22 protein-coding genes are annotated in these 19,153 nt (G+C 59.8%); 14 read left to right on the forward strand and 8 right to left on the reverse strand.

The genetic code is table 11. From position 1 onward, the window contains the following. The first annotated feature begins 20 nt into the window (after window positions 1-20). The 5 genes from ACR0K4_RS03375 (at window position 21) to ACR0K4_RS03395 (ending at window position 3,211) form a co-directional block, all read left to right on the forward strand. Window positions 21-269, forward strand: a complete 249-nt coding sequence (locus ACR0K4_RS03375; RefSeq protein WP_050604795.1) for an accessory factor UbiK family protein — start codon at window positions 21-23, stop codon at window positions 267-269. Window positions 270-580: 311 nt separating this feature from the next. Next, a complete protein-coding gene (locus ACR0K4_RS03380) occupies window positions 581-1,081 on the forward strand; it encodes a type III secretion system chaperone family protein (RefSeq protein ID WP_480852808.1) in 501 nt (166 codons plus the stop codon). A 33-nt stretch (window positions 1,082-1,114) separates the two neighbouring features. Continuing rightward, window positions 1,115-1,930, forward strand: a complete 816-nt coding sequence (proC, locus tag ACR0K4_RS03385; RefSeq protein ID WP_480852809.1) for a pyrroline-5-carboxylate reductase — start codon at window positions 1,115-1,117, stop codon at window positions 1,928-1,930. Next, complete coding sequence (locus ACR0K4_RS03390; RefSeq protein WP_480852811.1) at window positions 1,923-2,261, forward strand: tRNA-binding protein; 339 nt, start codon at window positions 1,923-1,925, stop codon at window positions 2,259-2,261. Before proC ends, ACR0K4_RS03390 begins: the two co-directional genes overlap by 8 nt. Beyond that, a complete protein-coding gene (locus ACR0K4_RS03395) occupies window positions 2,261-3,211 on the forward strand; it encodes a 2-hydroxyacid dehydrogenase (RefSeq protein ID WP_480852812.1) in 951 nt (316 codons plus the stop codon). The genes ACR0K4_RS03390 and ACR0K4_RS03395 overlap by 1 nt, the downstream gene beginning before the upstream one ends. Here ACR0K4_RS03395 and ACR0K4_RS03400 read toward each other — a convergent pair. Then, complete coding sequence (locus tag ACR0K4_RS03400) at window positions 3,208-3,786, reverse strand: thymidine kinase (protein WP_480852814.1); 579 nt, start codon at window positions 3,784-3,786, stop codon at window positions 3,208-3,210. The two genes, ACR0K4_RS03395 and ACR0K4_RS03400, sit on opposite strands and share 4 nt — an antisense overlap. A 355-nt stretch (window positions 3,787-4,141) precedes the next feature. On the opposite strand from ACR0K4_RS03400, the gene ACR0K4_RS03405 reads away from it, so the two are divergent. After that, window positions 4,142-4,603, forward strand: a complete 462-nt coding sequence (locus ACR0K4_RS03405) for a hypothetical protein (RefSeq protein ID WP_480521486.1) — start codon at window positions 4,142-4,144, stop codon at window positions 4,601-4,603. A gap of 87 nt (window positions 4,604-4,690) precedes the next feature. On the opposite strand, the gene ACR0K4_RS03410 is transcribed toward ACR0K4_RS03405, so the two are convergent. The 3 genes from ACR0K4_RS03410 to carB all read right to left on the reverse strand — a co-directional run bounded on the left by ACR0K4_RS03410 (window position 4,691) and on the right by carB (window position 10,083). After that, entirely contained in the window at window positions 4,691-5,323 is a 633-nt protein-coding gene (locus tag ACR0K4_RS03410) for a hypothetical protein (protein WP_480852815.1), read from the reverse strand. 149 nt (window positions 5,324-5,472) lie between these two features. After that, on the reverse strand, window positions 5,473-6,597 hold the full coding sequence (locus tag ACR0K4_RS03415) for a beta-ketoacyl-ACP synthase III (protein WP_480852816.1): 1,125 nt from the start codon (window positions 6,595-6,597) through the stop codon (window positions 5,473-5,475). Window positions 6,598-6,738: 141 nt separating this feature from the next. Beyond that, on the reverse strand, window positions 6,739-10,083 hold the full coding sequence (gene carB, locus ACR0K4_RS03420) for a carbamoyl-phosphate synthase large subunit (protein WP_480852817.1): 3,345 nt from the start codon (window positions 10,081-10,083) through the stop codon (window positions 6,739-6,741). Window positions 10,084-10,260: 177 nt separating this feature from the next. Between carB and ACR0K4_RS03425 the strand changes: the two genes are divergently transcribed. From ACR0K4_RS03425 to aspS, 4 genes are all read left to right on the forward strand, one after another. Further along, window positions 10,261-11,388 carry an aminodeoxychorismate synthase component I gene (locus tag ACR0K4_RS03425; protein WP_480853108.1) on the forward strand — a complete coding sequence of 376 codons (1,128 nt, stop codon included), beginning with the start codon at window positions 10,261-10,263 and terminating at the stop codon, window positions 11,386-11,388. Then, window positions 11,343-11,990 carry an aminotransferase class IV family protein gene (locus tag ACR0K4_RS03430; protein WP_480852818.1) on the forward strand — a complete coding sequence of 216 codons (648 nt, stop codon included), beginning with the start codon at window positions 11,343-11,345 and terminating at the stop codon, window positions 11,988-11,990. The genes ACR0K4_RS03425 and ACR0K4_RS03430 overlap by 46 nt, the downstream gene beginning before the upstream one ends. Then, window positions 11,987-12,658 carry a CPBP family intramembrane glutamic endopeptidase gene (locus ACR0K4_RS03435; RefSeq protein WP_480852819.1) on the forward strand — a complete coding sequence of 224 codons (672 nt, stop codon included), beginning with the start codon at window positions 11,987-11,989 and terminating at the stop codon, window positions 12,656-12,658. Before ACR0K4_RS03430 ends, ACR0K4_RS03435 begins: the two co-directional genes overlap by 4 nt. Window positions 12,659-12,737: 79 nt before the next feature. After that, window positions 12,738-14,513, forward strand: coding sequence for an aspartate--tRNA ligase (gene aspS / locus ACR0K4_RS03440; RefSeq protein WP_480852820.1), 1,776 nt, complete (start codon window positions 12,738-12,740; stop codon window positions 14,511-14,513). A gap of 216 nt (window positions 14,514-14,729) precedes the next feature. Here the strand turns inward: aspS and ACR0K4_RS03445 are convergent, their stop codons facing one another. Continuing rightward, window positions 14,730-15,449 (reverse strand): response regulator, encoded by a 720-nt coding sequence (locus ACR0K4_RS03445; RefSeq protein ID WP_480521470.1) that lies wholly within the window; start codon window positions 15,447-15,449, stop codon window positions 14,730-14,732. A gap of 134 nt (window positions 15,450-15,583) precedes the next feature. Between ACR0K4_RS03445 and mce the strand changes: the two genes are divergently transcribed. Both mce and ACR0K4_RS03455 read left to right on the forward strand, forming a co-directional pair. Then, window positions 15,584-15,988, forward strand: a complete 405-nt coding sequence (gene mce / locus ACR0K4_RS03450; protein WP_480521468.1) for a methylmalonyl-CoA epimerase — start codon at window positions 15,584-15,586, stop codon at window positions 15,986-15,988. 16 nt (window positions 15,989-16,004) lie between these two features. Continuing rightward, complete coding sequence (locus ACR0K4_RS03455; protein WP_480852821.1) at window positions 16,005-16,280, forward strand: DUF1467 family protein; 276 nt, start codon at window positions 16,005-16,007, stop codon at window positions 16,278-16,280. A gap of 3 nt (window positions 16,281-16,283) precedes the next feature. Here the strand turns inward: ACR0K4_RS03455 and ACR0K4_RS03460 are convergent, their stop codons facing one another. The 3 genes from ACR0K4_RS03460 to ACR0K4_RS03470 all read right to left on the reverse strand — a co-directional run bounded on the left by ACR0K4_RS03460 (window position 16,284) and on the right by ACR0K4_RS03470 (window position 17,944). Beyond that, window positions 16,284-16,976, reverse strand: coding sequence for an EI24 domain-containing protein (locus ACR0K4_RS03460; protein WP_480521464.1), 693 nt, complete (start codon window positions 16,974-16,976; stop codon window positions 16,284-16,286). Beyond that, window positions 16,973-17,551 carry a nitroreductase family protein gene (locus tag ACR0K4_RS03465; protein ID WP_480852822.1) on the reverse strand — a complete coding sequence of 193 codons (579 nt, stop codon included), beginning with the start codon at window positions 17,549-17,551 and terminating at the stop codon, window positions 16,973-16,975. The genes ACR0K4_RS03460 and ACR0K4_RS03465 overlap by 4 nt, the downstream gene beginning before the upstream one ends. A gap of 144 nt (window positions 17,552-17,695) precedes the next feature. Next, window positions 17,696-17,944 carry a hypothetical protein gene (locus ACR0K4_RS03470; protein WP_480521460.1) on the reverse strand — a complete coding sequence of 83 codons (249 nt, stop codon included), beginning with the start codon at window positions 17,942-17,944 and terminating at the stop codon, window positions 17,696-17,698. Between the two features lie 120 nt (window positions 17,945-18,064). Between ACR0K4_RS03470 and ACR0K4_RS03475 the strand changes: the two genes are divergently transcribed. Together ACR0K4_RS03475 and ACR0K4_RS03480 are read left to right on the forward strand one after the other, a co-directional pair. Continuing rightward, the gene (locus ACR0K4_RS03475; protein WP_480852823.1) at window positions 18,065-18,769 is read left to right on the forward strand and encodes a M48 family metallopeptidase; all 705 of its coding nucleotides are present in this window, start codon (window positions 18,065-18,067) and stop codon (window positions 18,767-18,769) included. Next, window positions 18,766-19,134: a YigZ family protein gene (locus tag ACR0K4_RS03480; RefSeq protein WP_480852824.1), complete on the forward strand. Its 369-nt coding sequence runs from the start codon at window positions 18,766-18,768 to the stop codon at window positions 19,132-19,134. The genes ACR0K4_RS03475 and ACR0K4_RS03480 overlap by 4 nt, the downstream gene beginning before the upstream one ends. The last annotated feature ends 19 nt before the right edge of the window (window positions 19,135-19,153 follow it).

Consider the following 19,153-nt stretch of genomic DNA (forward strand, 5'->3'; position numbering starts at 1 on the left):
CGCGAAATCGGAGAAAGCCCATGCAAACCCGCAACAAGATTCTGGATGATGTTTCCCAACTGATGACCAACGCCATGGGCGTGGCGCAAGGCGCGCGGGAAGAAGCCGAAAATGCGATGAAATCCATGATCGACCGCTGGCTGGCCGATCGCGATTTTGTCACGCGTGAGGAATTTGATGCCGTTCGCGCGATGGCGCAGAAAGCCCGCGAAGAAAATGCGGCGCTTGAAGCGCGCATCGCCGCGCTTGAGGCAAAACTGGACAAATAACACCAGATTTCAGCTTTGTAGGAAAATTCACGCACCGTCCAGTCCGTGCCCCGGGTTGGACGGTGTCGTGCATTTTGCTGCTTCCCGGGCTTTAATCAAGACAAAGCTGCAAGGGACGCCGATATTTTGAGCTCCGTTGCCATTCGTCCACAACTTATTGCTGTTATCCCCAATAAATAGGGTTGTCACAGCGCGCCTCGCATCGCACCATATTTAGTACAGGCCTAAGGGGGAAGCCCGGCTTGTAGTGCAGGCAACTAGCGCTGGGGCGCTGCCAGCCCCAAATTGCTAGAGATTAGTGAGGTGGCATTATGGCCCTTTCCGAGCAGTTTCTCGAAGAAGATCTTCATCCGATTGATATTGTTGAACACTTGGCCGAGCACCATGATTGGGATTTCGACCGGATCGGAGATGACCAGATTGCCATGGCTGTGGAAGGGCAGTGGCGCACATACTCGATCACTCTGGCCTGGTCCAATTTTGACGAAACTCTGCGCATGGTGTGTTCGTTCGAGATGGAGCCTCCGTCCGAGCGCGAAACCGAGTTGTATGAGCTGCTGAACCGGATGAACGATCAGTGCTGGGCCGGGGCGTTCACCTATTGGGCGAACCAGAAACTTATGGTCTATCGCTATGGTCTGGTTTTGGCGGGTGGTCAGATGGCCAGCCCGGAACAGATCGATACGATGATCAACGCCGCCGTACTGAGCGCCGAGCGCTATTACCCCGCAATTCAACTGGTGACCTGGGGCAACCGCACCCCCGAAGACGCAATGCAAGTCGCCATTGCAGAGGCCTACGGCCGCGCGTAAAGCTTTGCCCCGAACCAAAGGGGAGGGGCAATCATGGATATGTCGCGCGTCGCGGAACAGGGGCTGGTTCTTCTGGGATGCGGCAAGATGGGATCGGCCATGCTCGCCGGATGGCTCGAGCATGGCCTTTCTGCCTCGTCTGTCTGGGTGATTGACCCGTACCCGTCGGATTGGCTGAAGGCGTTGGGCGTCAACATCAACACGCCGTTGCCCGAATCCCCTGCAGTGGTGCTTGTCGCGGTTAAACCGCAGATGATGGGAGACGCTCTGCCTGCCATCGCGGCGCTGGGCGGCGGTGACAGCCTGTTCATTTCGGTTGCGGCGGGGACGTCGATTGCGACATTCGAATCCGTGTTGGGCGCTGATACCCCGATTGTGCGCGCGATGCCGAACACTCCGGCAGCGATTCGGCAAGGGATCACGGCCCTCATTGGCAACGCTGTGGCCTCGGACGCGGATGTGGCTTTGGCCCAAACACTTTTGTCCGCAATCGGGGAGACCGTACGGCTGAGTGACGAGGGGCAGATGGATGCGGTTACCGGGGTCAGTGGCTCCGGGCCGGCATATGTTTTTCACCTGATCGAAACGCTGGCCGCCGCCGGTGAGGCGCAGGGTTTGCCGCAAGCCCTGGCAATGAAACTGGCCAAATCGACAGTGGCCGGGGCAGGGGCTTTGGCGATGACTTCCGAGGATGATCCGGCGCAATTGCGCGTCAACGTCACCTCGCCCAATGGCACAACGCAAGCCGCGCTTGAGGTGCTGATGGATGAGAAAGACGGATTTCCTGATTTGCTGAATCGCGCCGTCAAAGCGGCCACTGACCGATCCAAGGAGCTGTCCCGTGAGTGACATTACATTTGACGACTTTCTAAAGGTCGATATCCGTGTGGGCGAGGTCCTGCGCGCCGAACCCTATCCCGAGGCCCGCAAACCCGCGATCAAGATGTGGATCGATTTTGGGGATGAGATTGGCGAGCGCAAAACCTCGGCGCAGGTCACCGCCCATTACGATCCGGTCTCGCTGGTGGGCAAGCAGGTGATGGCGGTGGTGAATTTCCCGCCGCGCCAGATCGGCAGGTTCATGTCCGAGGTTCTGGTGCTGGGTCTGCCCGACGAAAATGGCGAGATCGTGCTGATTGGCCCGGATTCCCGGGTTCCAACCGGCGGGCGGATGCACTGATGAAGCTGTTGATTGCCCGCCCGATGACCGCCGCAGTCGAGGCCCGCGCTCGTGCCGAGTTCGACGTCGAATTCCGGACCGAGACACAGCCGATGACGCAGGATGAGATGCGCCGAGCGCTGTCCGAATTCGATGTGGTGGTTCCGACCCTCGGCGACCTCTTCTCGGCGCAGGTCTTTGCGGACGTGGCCGCGCCCCGGTGCAAACTGCTGGCCAATTTCGGTGTTGGCTACAACCACATTGATGTGGACGCGGCGCGCGCCTCTGGCGTTGCCGTCACCAACACGCCCGGAGCGGTGACGGACGCGACAGCCGACGTCGCCATGACTCTGCTGCTGACGACGGCCCGCCGCGCCGGTGAAGGCGAGCGGTTGGTGCGTGCGGGCAACTGGCAAGGATGGCACCCGACGCAAATGCTGGGTCATCACGTCACGGGTAAACGCGTTGGCATCGTGGGCATGGGGCGGATCGGGCAGGCCATTGCCCGGCGCTGCCACTATGGATTCGGGATGCAGGTGGCCTATCAATCGCGCAGTGCAAAAGATCTGGACTTTGCCGCCACCTTTGTGCCCGACCTGACCGCGCTGGCGGCATCGGTTGATTTCATGGTTCTTGCCGTTCCCGGTGGCGCTGAGACGCGGCATCTGATCAGTACCCGGGTGTTTGAGGCCATGACGCCGTCGTCGATACTGATCAACATCGCCCGGGGTGAGGTTGTGGACGAATCCGCGCTGATCGTTGCGTTGCAGACCAATCAGATTGCAGGGGCCGGGCTGGATGTCTACGAGTTCGAACCCGCCGTGCCGCAGGCGTTGATGGATATGGAAAACGTGACGTTGCTGCCGCATCTGGGAACCGCGACCGAGGAGGTGCGGACAGATATGGGCCATATGGCGCTGGACAACGTCGCGGCCTTTGTCGCAGGCCGCCCGCTGCCCAACCCGGTCTAGCCGCCCATCGCCTCGCGCCAGTGTTTGCGGCAGAGCGAGACATAGGTCTCGTTCCCGCCAATCTGAACCTGCGCGCCTTCGGTGATGGTGCGGCCATGTTCGTTTTGCCGAATCACCATTGTCGCCTTGCGCCCGCATTCGCAGATGGTGCGGACCTCGCGCATCTCATCGGCCAGCGCCAACAGCGCGGCTGAGCCGGGAAACAGGCGACCCTGAAAGTCCACGCGCAATCCATAGGCCAGCACGGGCAGTTTCAGGTCGTCGACCACGCGGGCCAGTTGCCAGACCTGATCTTCGGTCAGAAACTGCGCTTCATCCACAAATACGCAGGCCAGGTTGCCTTGCGACTGGCGGGCATCGATCATGGCAAAGACATCATCCGTGGCGGTGAACGTGTCCGCCTCGGCCGAGATACCGATGCGGGACGCGATCCGACCCACGCCCGCGCGCCCGTCCAGCGCAGCGGTCATCAGATAGGTGTCCATCCCCCGCTCGCGGTAGTTGTGCGAGGCTTGCAGCAACACGGTCGATTTGCCCGCGTTCATGGTCGAATAGTTGAAGTAGAGTTTTGCCATACGCGGGGTCTAATTCCCCCGGCAAGGAGGGGCAAGCACAGGATGAACAGAGAGGAGTGACGCCGCCATCACGGTCATAAAGGCCGAGCAGATGCTCTTGGGGATGGATAGCCTTCTGTCCGCGACAGCGACGTCGTTGGCCTAGATATGGCCAGGACACAGCAAGGCGAAAAATCTGCCTTACGATTACTCATTACCGGCACGAACGGCCGCCACTCACTCACAAAACCCTCGCATATCTGAGGGATAGTTCATTTATGGTCTTTCAATTACAGTACGGATATGGGAAATTTCTCTACCCTTTCCCCGGCAGGGACAGGCCCAGGGAAGGTGCGCAGGTAACAAAGGGAGCACTATGGCAGATATCGGGGCCTATCTGAAGAAGCACACCGAAGCATTGGTCAAGGATGTTGGAATCGAAGCAGCGTGCGAGATTACCGGAAAATCCAAAGCGACCTTGGGGCGGTATTATTCCGACAATGACGAGCATGCCGACCGGTTCATGCCCGTTGATGCTGTTGCGCGACTGGAGAACGCGGCGAACTATCCGCATGTGACTTCGGCGCTTGCGGATTTGCAGAATATTACGCTGTCATATGATGGCCGGAATTCCGATACGCCACGCACGGGTGGGGTGAATTCGGACGTCATTGCGCTCAGCCAGCGGTTCGCCATGTTGATGACGGAATATCAGGCCGCGATCGAAGACGGGATCATCACGGTCAACGAGGCCAAGCGTCTGCTGAAGGAAACCAGCATGCTGCAACAGGTTCTGATCGAGATGAAGTTGCATCTGGAAGAAGAAAGCGTCAGCTAGCGCACCGGTCATAGGGCATTTGCCGAGCTGCAGGCACAGCTCAGCTATAAGTGATCGATCCAAATTGTGGACGTAGCGCTGGCGGGCTTATCTTTTCCCTTTGCCGCCGTCCTTTCCACCTTTTCCGTCGCCGCCTTTGCCGGGCTTGCCATCGCCACCTTTATCGCCGCCTTTGCCGGGTTTGCCATCGCCACCTTTGCCACCACCCTTGCCGGGTTTGCCATCGCCGCCCTTACCGCCACCATCGCCTGGCTCGTTGCCACCGCCATTGCCTGGCCCTGTTCCTCCATTGCCGGGATCAGTTCCACTGTCACCCGGGGTGTCACTATTGTCGCCGGATGAACCATCGCTGCCGTTCGACTGGCTTCCGCCGCCGTTTGACCCGGACCCCGATGACAGGTCGCTGCTGCGGTCTTCGCCGCGTTCTGCCGTCTGTATCGAGGCTGTCGGCACGTCAGACAAAAGGTTTGCCAACCCCTGACACTGGGCGGCGGTCGCCCCAAGAATTGTGTCAAAGTCCGTACGGTTTTGCAGATGAGTCACAAACCCCTTTGTCACACGCGAACATCCGCATAACGCGGAATAGTCGCCGTCATCTGCCGCCGCGCGGGCCATATTGGCTGTACAGATTTCGGGTTCGGCCATCGCGCCGGTGGCCGCGATGGAGAAAACTGGCACGATGGCCAAAGCGGGCAGGATGTTGCGGGTGTGTCTGTGCATCGCAAAGTGCTCCTCGTATCAGGTTATGCAGATGCGTTGCGCATCCGCGACCGATATGAGGACCGCGATTAAACGGCAGATTTGCGAAGCCTGAATTTTTCTTTAGGTTGTCTACGCCGTCAAACCCGGGGGTGGGCGGTGAAATACGCTCAGACGCGCCGTTTTACGATCACCGACCCCACCGAATAGCCGGCGCCAAACGAACAAATCAGCCCGACATCGCCTTCCTGCAGATCATCAGAGTGCTTTGAAAAGGCAATGATGGACCCTGCGGATGAGGTGTTGGCGTAATCTTGCAGGATGTTGGGTTGTTCGCCGGGTTCCGGTTCGCGTCCCAGAACCTTTTTGCCGATGAAATCGTTCATGGTCTTGTTCGCCTGATGCAGCCATAGACGTTTCAGATCATCGCTTACGACCCCTTCGGCGGCCATGTGATCGCTGATATGCTTGCTGACCATCGGCAGCACTTCTTTGAACACTTTGCGCCCGTTTTGCATGAATTGCATATCGCGGCGATCCACCACACCGTCCGGGCGCGAGCGGCGCAAGAAGCCGTTATTGTTACGGATATTGTTGGAAAACGCCGTGGCGCAGCGGGTCGAGAGGATCTCGAAATACGGACCTTTGGCATCTTCTACCCGCTCGATCAGAGTAGCCGTCGCGACATCGCCAAAGATGAAGTGACAATCCCGGTCACGCCACTCCAGATGGCCCGAGCAGATCTCGGGGTTGACCACCAGTGCCGACCGGACCGAACCGGACCGGATCATGTCAGCGGCTGCCTGAATACCGAATGTTGCCGAAGAACACGCCACATTCATGTCAAACCCAAAGCCGTCGATCCCAAGCGCCTGCTGGATTTCGATGGCAATCGCGGGATAGGCGCGTTCGTGGTTCGAGGCGGCGCAAATCACCAGATCAACTTCGTCGGCCGACCGTCCGGCCTGCGCGAGTGCCTTTTTGCAGGCATCCACGGCCATCTCGGTCATGATCCCCGGTTCGTCATCGCTGCGCTGGCGCAGAGTGGGGTGCATAATCTCGGGATTCAGGACGCCTTCCTTGTCCATGACAAACCGGTTTTCGATACCCGAAGCCTTGACGATAAACTCTTCCGAGGAATGCTGCAAAGGCTCGAGCTGCCCGGCCGAGATCGCTTTGGCGTTTTCGGTATTCACCCGGTCGGCATAGGCGTTGAACGCCTTGACCAGCTCGGCATTGGTGATGATGTTTTCGGGCGTATAGACACCGGAACCGGTGATGGCGGGGGTAAACATGGCGGGTCCTGATTTCGTGATCTGCACAAAATGCAGCCCCGGCCAGATTTGATCAAGATGTATTGACCTAAGGGAATGCAAGCGGCGCGCAGCTTTGCACCGCTTGCTGCAATTGATTGCGCGCCAGACGGGGCGGCCAAATCATCCTTGCAGAGATTTGACCTCGACATCGCCTTCAGCCTGCGCCTTGATCGCCAGCGCAGCGGCGTTCGACCCTGCGGCGGTGGTGAAGTAGGGGATTTTGTCATACAGCGCGATGGACCGGATGGCCTTGCTGTCCTCAACCGCCTGCGCGCCTTCGGTGGTGTTCATCACCAGTTGCACCTGACCGTCTTTCAGCATGTCCACCACGTCCGGGCGGCCCTCATAGACCTTGTTGACCACCTCACAGGCGACGCCCTGTTCTTCCAGCCAGCTTTGCGTGCCGCGGGTTGCGACCAGCGTAAAGCCTTGTTCAATCAGCACCTTGGCAGCCTCAAGCATCGCATTGCCCTTGTCCGCATCCTTGATCGAGATGAACGCACGCCCCGAGGATGGCAACACCATGCCGGCCCCCATCTGCGCCTTGAGGAAGGCGCGCGGGAAGTCGCGATCCCAGCCCATCACCTCGCCGGTCGAACGCATCTCGGGGCCCAGAATGGTATCGACGCCGGGGAAGCGGGCAAAGGGCATCACCGCCTCTTTGACCGAGAACCACGGCATGTCCGGGTCGGCCAGTGTCATCTGATCGGCGATCTTGGTGTCTTTGCCTTCCTGGTAAGCGGGGCGCATCGGGAAGGCCGACAGCTTCTCTCCGGCCATCACGCGCGCAGCGATTGAGGCGATCGCACTGTCGGTTGCCTTGGCCACGAACGGCACGGTGCGGCTGGCGCGGGGGTTCACCTCAATCAGGTAAATCTCATCATCCTTGATCGCGAATTGCACGTTCATCAGGCCCACAACGTTGAGCGCCTTGGCCAGTTTGAAGGCCTGATCCTTGATCTGCGCGATGATCTCTTGCGACAGGGAATAAGGCGGCAGCGAACAGGCGCTATCGCCCGAATGCACACCGGCCTCTTCAATGTGCTGCATGATGCCCGCGACATGCACGTCGGTGCCGTCGCACAGCGCATCCACGTCCAGTTCCACCGCACCGGCCAGATAGCTGTCGAGCAGCACAGGGCTGTCGCCCGAGACCACCACGGCCTCGTTGATGTAACGCCGCAGCTGATCCATATCGCGCACGATCTCCATCGCGCGGCCGCCCAGAACGTAAGAGGGGCGGATGACCAGCGGGAAGCCGATCTCTTCGGCGATCTCAAGCGCCTGTTCGTCGGTCGAGGCGATCCCGTTCTTGGGTTGTTTCAGGCCCAGATCGTTGACCAGAGCCTGAAAGCGTTCACGGTCTTCGGCGAGGTCAATCGCGTCCGGAGTGGTGCCCAGGATCGGGATGCCTTCGGCCTCAAGCGCGTTGGCCAGTTTCAGCGGGGTTTGACCGCCGAACTGAACGATCACACCGTGCAGCGTGCCGTTTTCTTGCTCTTTCGACAGGATTTCCATGACATGTTCAAAGGTCAGCGGCTCAAAATACAAACGGTCCGAGGTGTCATAGTCGGTGCTGACAGTCTCGGGGTTGCAGTTGATCATGATGGTTTCATAACCAGCTTCGGTCAGCGCGAAACAGGCGTGGCAGCAGCAATAGTCGAACTCGATCCCTTGCCCGATCCGGTTGGGGCCACCACCGAGGATGACGACCTTTTTGCGATCCGAGGGGCGCGCCTCGCATTCGACCTCGCCCATCATCGGGGCCTCATAGGTCGAGTACATATAGGGCGTCTGCGCTTCGAACTCGGCGGCGCAGGTGTCGATGCGTTTGAAGACAGCGTGAACACCCAGATTGCGGCGGGCGCGGCGAACGTTGTCTTCGTCACGGCCCGTCAGGTTGCCCAGACGCGCGTCGGTGAAGCCCAGCATTTTCAGCTTGCGGATGCCGTCCTCGGTCACCGGTAGGCCGTCTTTGCGGACCTGACGCTCGGCGTCGATGATCTCGCGAATGCGGGCCAGGAACCACGGATCGAACTTGGTGACGCCGAAAATTTCGTCGTCGGTCAGGCCGTGACGCATGGCCTGAGCAATCGTGCGCAGACGGTCGGGAGTCTGCTGGCTGATCGCCTTGATCACGGCGGCCTTATCGTCGGCCTCTTCCCAGACACCTGCATTCAGGCCTGGAATTTCGATCTCATCAAACCCTGTCAGGCCCGATTCCATTGAGGCCAACGCCTTCTGCATCGATTCGTGGATGGTGCGACCAATAGACATCGCCTCACCCACCGATTTCATCGCAGTGGTCAGGTAGGGTTCAGAGCCGGGGAATTTCTCGAAGGCGAATTTCGGGATCTTGGTGACGACATAGTCAATGGTCGGCTCGAACGAGGCGGGCGTGACCTTGGTGATGTCATTGTCCAACTCGTCCAGCGTATACCCCACGGCCAGTTTCGCGGCGATCTTGGCAATCGGGAAACCGGTCGCTTTGGACGCCAGCGCGGACGAGCGCGACACGCGCGGGTTCATCTCGATCACGACCATGCGGCCATCGACCGGGTTGATCGCCCATTGCACGTTGGACCCGCCGGTTTCAACGCCGATCTCGCGCAGTACCGCAATCGAATGGTTGCGCATGATCTGGTATTCTTTGTCGGTCAGCGTGAGCGCTGGGGCGACGGTGATCGAGTCACCCGTGTGCACGCCCATCGGATCGACGTTTTCAATGGAACAGACGATGATGGCGTTGTCAGCGGTGTCACGCACCACCTCCATCTCGTATTCTTTCCAGCCCAACAGGCTTTCGTCGATCAGGATCTGACCCACGGGTGAGGCATCCATGCCCGAGCGGCAAATATGGATATAATCCTCACGGTTATACGCCACGCCGCCGCCCGTGCCGCCCAGCGTAAAGGCGGGGCGGATGATGGCGGGCAAGCCCACGGTTTCAAGCGTGTCCAAGGCCAGCGCCACACCTGCGTCGAGATCTTTCTTGCCGTCTTCATCCTTGGGCGCGGTCACGATCTCGGCCTTGGGGTTTTCGATGCCCAGCCGGTCCATCGCCTCGCGGAACAGGGCGCGGTCTTCGGCCATTTCGATGGCGTCGCGCTTGGCGCCGATCATCTCGACGCCGAACTTGTCCAGCACGCCCATCTCTTCCAGCGCCAGCGAGGTGTTCAGACCGGTCTGCCCGCCCATCGTCGGCAGCAGAGCGTCGGGGCGCTCTTTCTCGATGATCTTGGCGACCACCTCGGGCGTGATCGGTTCAATATAAGTGGCATCGGCCAGACCCGGATCGGTCATAATCGTCGCGGGGTTCGAGTTGACCAGAATGACCCGGTAGCCTTCCTCGCGCAGCGCCTTGCAGGCCTGAGCGCCGGAATAGTCGAATTCGCAGGCTTGGCCGATGACAATGGGGCCTGCCCCGATGATCATGATCGACTGAATGTCGGTTCTTCTCGGCATGGCTTGGTCCCTTCACTTTTCCGCGAGTCAGGGCACCATCCCGGCACCCAAATTGTCCTGCGTTATAGGGACCGCGCGAAAAGGTGCAAGGGGGATCGGAAACAGGGGTGAAATTGCCGCTTTCTCCTCTTTCCCCTGCTGTCACAATCTCTATATCGCGGAGCGTGGCAAATGGGGATGCAAGTGCGGATTCGTTTCGATCAGGGACCGGCCGGGCGTGGCACCGGGTTTCAACAGCCCACGCAGATGATCTGCGCGGATCGGGCCGAGGATGTGCCCGACGCTTTGGCAGCGCTGGATCAGGCCCGCGCTGATGGGGCCTGGCTGGCCGGTTACGCAAGCTATGAGCTGGGATATGTGTTGGAACCGCGCCTGTCCGCGCGTTTGCCCGCGCAGCGTCGCCTGCCTTTGCTGTGCTTTGGCGTTTATGATGCGCCGGACCGGGTGGCGTTGCCCGCGCCCGGTGGTGAGGTGACTGAACTTCGGCCCCGTTGGGATCAGGCCCGCTATGACACTGCGTTTCAGGCGGTGCATGCGGCGATCGGGGCAGGAGATATCTATCAGGCCAATCTGACCTTTCCGATTGATCTGAGAATGGCGGGTGACAGCGCCGCTTTATATGCCTTACTCGCCGCCGGTCAGCCCGTGGGTCATGGCGCGCTGGTGCAGCAGGACGGGCTGCCGGACCTGCTCAGCCGTTCGCCCGAATTGTTCTTTCGCACCGATGCTGAGGGTCGGATCGAAACCCGCCCGATGAAAGGCACTCAGCCCCGTTCCGAGGACCCAGTTGAGGATGAGCGCCGTCGCGCTTTCCTGTCGTCGGACGAAAAGAACCGGGCCGAGAACCTGATGATCGTCGATCTTTTGCGCAACGATATCAGCCGGGTGGCGCTGCCGGGCTCGGTCACGGTGCCCGAACTGTTCAAGGTCGAAACCTACGCCACGGTGCACCAGATGGTGTCGCAGGTCGCCGCGCAATTGCACAAGGGGGCCGGGTTGTCGGACATCCTGACGGCTCTGTTCCCGTGCGGATCAATCACCGGCGCGCCCAAAATCCGCGCGATGGAAATCCTGTCCGATCTGGAGCCATGGCCCCGCGACATCTATTGCGGCACAATCGGATGGGCCGCGCCGGATGGCCGGTGGGAATTCAACGTGGCCATCCGCACAATGATGGTCGAAAACGGTGCTGCCACGCTGAATGTGGGCGGCGGCGTCGTCTGGGACAGCACCGCCCCTTCGGAATATGAGGAGGCGCTATGGAAAGCGCGCTTTGCCCGCCAGCCGAGCCTGATTTCCGCCTGATCGAAACCCTGGCCTTGCGGCCAGAGTGCGGATTTGTCCGGCTGGATCGGCACCTGAACCGGATGGCGGCGTCGGCTGAGGCGTTCGGGATCGCTTTTGACCGCGACAGGGCGATTGATGCCTTGAATGCGGTTCTGGGCGCTGGCCCGCTGCGGTGTCGGCTGACACTGGACCGGGGCGGGCAGTTTGATCTGACAACCGGCGATCTGACGGCGAACCCGCCCCTCTGGCGGCTGGGGATCGCCGGACAGCGGCTGTCTTCGGCAGATATCTGGCTGCAACACAAGACAACCCGCCGCGCCGTTTATGACACCGCGCGGGCGAACTTGCCCGACGGAGTCGATGAACTGGTGTTCCTGAACGAACGGGATGAGCTGTGTGAGGGCACGATCACCACCCTCTTCATCGAAACACCAGATGGCCAGCATCTGACCCCGCCGCTGTCCAGCGGGTTGTTGCCGGGTGTCCTGCGGCAGGAATTTCTGGACACAAATCAAGGGGCCGAGGCTGTTCTGACCTTGACCGATCTCCGAAATGCGAAAACCATCCATATGGGCAATTCCCTGCGTGGGATGATCCGGGCGGAGTTGGCAGAGCAGTGACCAAACAGGACGAATGGCTGGAACGCGCGGCGGTGCGCCCTCGGCTATGGCTGGAATTTGTGCTGTTTTTCGTCGCTGTGCCGGTGCTGATCGCGGTCCTGTTTCCGCCGGACTGGATGTTCCCCTCACTATTTGCCTTCACCGGGTTGGGCATCGTTTTGTTGCACAACACGCCCGGCTTTTCCTGGGCAGAACTGCGTTATGGCTGGCGCAACTGGTCGTGGATTGAGGTTCTGGTGTTCACAATTGCGATGGTGGCGGTGTGCTCGGCGCTGGTGATGATGACCCGCCCGGACGCTGCCTTTGCGCTGCTGCGCTACCGGCCCGAGCTGCTGATGGTGATCTGGATCGGCTATCCGCTGGCCTCGGCCCTGCCGCAGGAGTTGCTGTTTCGCGTGCTGTTTTTCCGCCGCTACCACGGCATTCTGCCAGACGGGCGCTGGGCCTATATGCTGAATGCCGCCCTGTTTTCATTGGCGCATCTGATGTATTGGAGCTGGCTTGTCGCCGTGATGACCTTCGCCGGAGGGCTGTTGTTTGCATGGGCGTACCGCCGGCGCGGTTCGTTCTTCTACGCCGTTCTTCTGCACGCGATTGCCGGGAACATCATCTTTGCTGCGGGTCTGGGCATCTATTTCTATTCCGGCAATGTGCAAAGGCCGTTTTGACGGCCCGACCTGCCTTGACTTTCCGGGCCTGACGGGGTGTATCGGCGCGATGAATTCTGCGCCCGAAGGGATATAACCGATGCACGCCTATCGCAGCCACACCTGCGCCGCCTTGACCGCCGCCAATGTCGGTGAAACCGTCCGCCTGTCGGGTTGGGTGCATCGGGTCCGCGACCACGGCGGCGTATTGTTCATCGACCTGCGTGACCATTTCGGCGTGACGCAGGTGCTGTGCGATGGTGACAGCGCCGCCTTTGCCGAATTGGAGAAGGTGCGATCCGAGTGGTGCATCCGCATCGACGGTACTGTCAAAGCCCGTGACGCAGATCTGGTGAACCCGAAACTGCCCACCGGCGAGATTGAGGTTTACGTGCGTGAGTTGGAGGTGCTGGGCGCGTCCGATGAACTGCCGCTGATGGTGTTCGGCGATCAGGAATATCCCGAGGAAACCCGCCTGCGCTATCGCTATCTGGACCTGCGCCGCGAGGCGATGCAGCAGAACATGACCCTGCGCTCGGACGTTGTGGCCTCGATGCGCCGACGCATGTGGGGTCAGGGTTTCCGCGAATATCAGACGCCGATCATCACAGCCTCGTCGCCCGAAGGCGCGCGTGACTTTCTGGTGCCCTCGCGTCTGCACCCGGGCAAGTTCTATGCGCTGCCGCAGGCCCCGCAGCAGTTCAAACAGCTGATCATGGTGTCGGGCTTTGACAAGTATTTCCAGATCGCGCCCTGTTTCCGCGACGAAGACCCGCGCGCTGACCGCTCGCCCACCGATTTCTACCAGCTTGACCTTGAGATGTCGTTTGTCGAGCAGCAGGACGTGTTCGACACAATCCAGCCCGTTCTGACCGGTGTGTTCGAGGAATTCGGCGGTGGCCGGAAAGTCGATCAGGAGTGGCCGCAGATATCATACAAAGACTCGGCCCTTTGGTATGGTACTGACAAGCCCGATCTGCGGAACCCTATTAAAATGCAAGTGGTCTCCGACCACTTCCGCGATTCTGGCTTCGCGATTTTCGCGAAGCTGTTGGAGCAGGACGGCACCGAAATTCGCGCGATCCCCGCGCCAAGCGGTGGCAGCCGTAAGTTCTGCGACCGCATGAACGCATTCGCCCAGAAAGAAGGCCTGCCCGGCATGGGTTACATCTTCTGGCGCGATCAGGGGCAGGGGATGGAGGCCGCCGGGCCGTTGGCCAAGAACATCGGGCTTGAGCGGACCGAAGCGATCCGTCAGCAACTGGGGCTGGGCGTTGGCGATGCGGCGTTTTTCCTGGGTGGCAAGCCAAAAGCCTTTGAAAAGGTCGCCGGTAAGGCGCGGGATGTGATCGGCGAAGAACTTGGCCTCACCGAAAAAGATCGCTTTGCCTTCGCCTGGATCGTGGATTTCCCGATCTATGAGCAGGACGAAGAAACTGGCGCGATTGACTTTGAACACAACCCGTTCTCGATGCCGCAAGGTGGGATGGAGGCGCTGAACGGCAATCCGCTGGACGTGCGCGGATATCAGTACGACCTGGCCTGCAATGGGTACGAGTTGGTCTCGGGTGCGATCCGGAACCACAAACCCGAAATCATGCTTAAAGCGTTTGAACTGGCAGGCTATGGCGCGGATGAGGTGAAATCCCGCTTTGGAGCCCTGTTCAATGCCTTCCATTATGGCGCGCCGCCGCATGGTGGCTGTGCAGCGGGTATTGACCGCATCGTAATGCTGTTGGCGGATGAGGCCAACATCCGCGAGGTCATGATGTTCCCCATGAACCAGCGCGCCGAGGATCTGATGATGGACGCGCCTTCTGATCCGACCTCGGATCAGTTGATGGAACTGGGGCTTCGGCTCATCCCTCAGGACTGATGCTGTATCGCCCGCATTGCGCGGGCGATTTTCATTTGCGGGTGTTCCACCGATCCGTGTCGACATGTCGGTCGGCGCAACAGTGCGCGGCTGTGCTAATCCCAAAACTCTGTCGTCTTGTGGCGCCTGACGCGGATCGCTTTGGCGGCGTGGCGGGTCTGGCGATAACACCAGACGCACAGAACGGAAGCGGTGACAAAGTAGGCAATGACCATTTCAGATCGCCTCTTGCCGTTCCAACCGGTTCTGTACCAACCCGGCTAAACGCGCGGCCTGTGCCGTGACCGGTGCCCCCCGAGCACGCGAGTGGGCCAGTTGTCGCACGGCTTCGGCAAGGGTGCCGTCCTGAGCGTCCCGAGCGACACCGCTCAAGAATTGGACGGCATAGTCCAGGCTGCGGGGAATCGTCGGGCCAGCCAGAACATCCGCGATATGGGCCATGTCGTCCTGATAGGCCAGTGGGTCGGGGTTGATGGTTTCGTCGCGTACTGTGTCCAACCCGCCGGGGCGGCGATCCTCGGGCAGCAGTTCCAGGATGGATGTCTGAAAGTAGGACAATGAGGTCAGGGGTTTGGCCAGAAACCCGTCCGCACCGGCAAAAAGAGCTTCCTCCCGGGCGTCGTCGTCGCCTGAAAGGCCAAGAATGACCTCGATCCGGGGGGTGGCTTCGGACAGTTCACCGATCAGATCGGCACCCGATCCATCGGGTAGGCCCAGATCAACGATAAGGACGGATGGGCGGTAAATCTGCAGATGCCTGCGCGCCGATGCCAGGCAATCTGCCCGGCGAATGCGCGCGCCGCTGTGAAGGCACATCAACCGGATTGCATCGCAAGCATACCGGCTGTCTTCCACAACGAGAATGGTCTGGCCCAGCAGGGGGCGCAGTTTTGTCGCAACGGGTGGCGCGGGGGAAAACGGTCCCGAATCGTCCATGGCAGAGCTCCTATTCAGCAGATGCCTCACGCTAGGAACATCTGGCTAACACCGCGTTAACGACGATTTGGCGCACTTGTCCTTTGTGCAAACTGACCCCATAACCGCTGCAGCGCAGAACAAAGGAGAGTTCCATGATCGGTCGCCTGAACCATGTTGCCATCGCAGTTCCAGATCTTGAGGCCGCATCCGCGCAATACCAAACCGCGCTGGGGGCCAAGGTTGGTGCGCCGCAGGATGAACCTGATCATGGTGTAACAGTGGTGTTCATCGAACTGCCAAACACCAAGATCGAACTGCTGTATCCGCTGGGCGATGACAGTCCGATCAACGGATTTCTGGAGAAAAACCCTTCGGGCGGGATTCATCACGTGTGCTATGAGGTCGAGGATATCATCGCCGCGCGTGATCACCTGAAAGAAACCGGTGCACGGGTTTTGGGATCTGGCGAACCCAAGATTGGCGCGCACGGGAAACCCGTTTTGTTCCTCCATCCCAAAGACTTCAACGGTTGCCTGGTCGAACTGGAACAGGTCTGAACGCGGAGGGGCTGTCATGACGATCACCGCCGGTCTGGTTCTATTTGCGGTTATCTGGTTTCTGACTCTGCTGGTCGTCTTGCCGGTGCGCATCAAGACTCAAGGCGATCTGGGCGAGATCGTTCCGGGCACCCATGCCGGTGCGCCGGAAGTGCATCACATGAAGAAAAAGCTCTGGATCACCACCGGCATTACCGTTGTGCTTTGGGCCATCATCGCGGGCATCATTATTTCCGGTGTGATCTCGGTACGGGATTTCGACTGGCTCAACCAGTTGCCACCGCGCGAATGATGCTCAGGGCGCGGACAATTTGTGATAGATATGGGTGAAGGTTGCGGCCCCGATGATCGGGATCACTAGGTTCACCAGAGGCACGGACAAAGGGATCGCCATCAGCGTGCCAGCCAGCCATATGGTTCCTGAGTGCTTTGCCCGCAGCTTGCGGGCCGCGTCCCGTCCGATACGGCGCATGGCGGCCAGTGTGAAATACTCGCGGCCCAGCAGAAACCCGTTCATCGCCCAGAAGATAAACGGCGCAAGAGGTGTGAAGATCGCATAGAGGACCAACGCGCAGAGGTTGGCGGCGATCAACACGCCCATAAAGCCGATCGCATCCCGCAGCCCGTCGCTGAAGGGAATGCCCGGAACACCGGGCAACGCGGGATAATGCCGGTCTTCGACCGCTTGCGCGACCTCATCGAGAAACATCGAGGTGATGGCAGACGCCACAGGTACCATCAAAAAAACCGGCAGGATCAGCACCAGAAAGATGCCCGAATAGTTGAGGACATCGTTCAGCCACGGAACAGCGCCCACAAAAGGCAGCGAAATCTCGTTTCCCGACAGCCGGTTGATCAGCCAGATCGCTGCGGCACAGGCCACGACCAGCAGAAGGATCGTGAAGCCGACACCGCGCAGCAAAACCGCGCGGAATCTGGGATCTCCGACCTGGCCCAGCGCCGCGAAAAAGGCATTCAGGATGATCATTCACTGACCCATTCGGTCAGCGCCGCAATATCGGGCCGGGGGCGTTCAGGCGGCGCGACACCTTCGGTCGCGATATGGATAAAGCCCGCGATTCGTTCGTTTTCGGCCAATCCGAATGCTGTCTTGCCAAATTCCGGGTCATGGGATTGCCAGCCGGACAGCCAGTTGGCCCCCCATCCCGCTGCCAGTGCCGCGTTCAGTAAGGCCAGACATACAGCTCCGGCAGAATAGGTTTGTTCGATGGCCGGAACCTTGGGGGACGGCTTTTGAACCTCGATCACCGCAACGGCCAGATGACCCATGTCGAACTGGCTGCGGTCTTTGGCAAGCTCTTCCGGTGTTCTGCCCAGGGCCTGCCCTCGGGTCTGTGTCAACTCCGATAGTCTGCGCATTGCGCCTTTTTCGATCACGATGAACCGCCACGGCTCCAGCTTGCCGTGATCCGGGCTGCGTGCAGCGGCGGTCAACAGCGGCAGCAGGTCCTCGCGCCCGGGCGCGGGTGCCACAAGGGTCTTTGCCGGACGCGAGCGCCGGTTCTGCAGAAATTCCAACGCGGCAGGGCTTTTCAGGGACATATGTTAACTTCCTTCACATGGGCATAGGTGTATGTCGGTCAGAGGAGGCTGAGTTTCAAGGGCAAACGGAATGCGAGAGGGTTGATTTCCAATATGACACCAACGTGGTTTCCGGGCGGGCGCCACTTTGGTATAAGGGGGGCGTCAGGAGCCGTCCGGGTCAGTCTCGCGAATTTGATAAACACCCTCGGGCAAATCCAGTGCGGCCGCCAGATCGCGCACCTGCTCGGGTGAGAGGGTGATCTTCTGCATCGTGTCGGTGCGCGGGTCCCATTGCTCAATCGTGACACATTCGGCGAAGCTATTGATCACAATATCTTCTTGCAGGGGTTTCTGGCCCTCATCCACCAATGTGATGACCGTCGAGTCAAATTCGTGCTCAATCGAAAACATGTGATCAGAGTGACCGGCTGCAGAGGGTATTGCAACCCATGGAACGTGCATTCGGCTGTGGTCGCGGTGAATTTGCCGGGTTATGTTGATGTGCTGCCGGACTTGCGGAAAGGAATTGGAATGCGTGGTCTTGCCCTGTTTCTGGTTTTGCTTCTGGCGGCATGTGACTCCGCCTCGGTAATTGCCGTTCCGGCCGCCAAATGGGAGCCGGGTTCAACCGGATTGCAACCCACCGCAAAAACCTTCGAAGACGTCAGCCGCGCCGTCGGACCTGCCGCCAGCGCGGAATGCCGCCGCCGGAGCAAAACGTCCAATTGCGACTTTGTCATTCTCGTGGATCTGAACCCACGCGCGCCCGCGAATGCGTTTCAGACCCTGGACAAGAACGGGCGACCCTTGATCATCTTCACGCAACCGATGATCCAAACGGCGCAAAATGCGGATGAGCTTGCCTTTGTCATGAGCCATGAGGCTGCGCATCACATTCTGGGGCATATCGCACGTCAGGCGGACAATGCCAGCGAAAGCGCGCGCATCTTTGGTGAGCTGGCCCGCGAACAGGGGGAGGATTCCGCAGGGATCGAACGCGCACAAGCTCTTGGGGCCGAGGTCGGCGTGCAAACCTATTCCAAGCAGTTCGAGCTGGAAGCGGATGAGCTGGGAACAATCATCACAAATGTGGCCGGATACAGCCCATTGATCGGGCTGGAGTTCTTTCAGCGTATCCCGGATCCGGGGGATCGTTTCCTGGCCTCGCACCCGCCCAATGCGCAGCGGGTCGAGATTGTCTTGCAAACCGCGTCCCGGCTGGGACTGACCCGATGACACAGCTCACCCGTTTGGGCGTGGTGCTGAGCGATCGGGGCTCAAAATATGCTGTTTCGGGGGCTCCGGTGCGCAGCCGCAATGATATTAATGTGGTGCTTGACGCGCTGAAATCCGAAAAAGCTTATGCCAAGGCGACACACAACACCTGGGCGGCCATCCTGCCAACAGGCGCTCTCAAGGCGGATGACGGCGAATCCGGGGCGGCCATGGTCATTCTGCGGATGATGGAACGCGCGGGTCTGTCAGATCACGTGGTCATCGTGACGCGATGGTATGGCGGCAAGAAGTTGGGTGGAGACCGGTTCCGACGGGTTCAGGACGCCACTCGCGCCTACCTGGATCACCTGTCCGGGGCGGATTGACCTGCATCAAGGGCTTGAA

Source organism: Ruegeria sp. K11, from assembly GCF_056531905.1.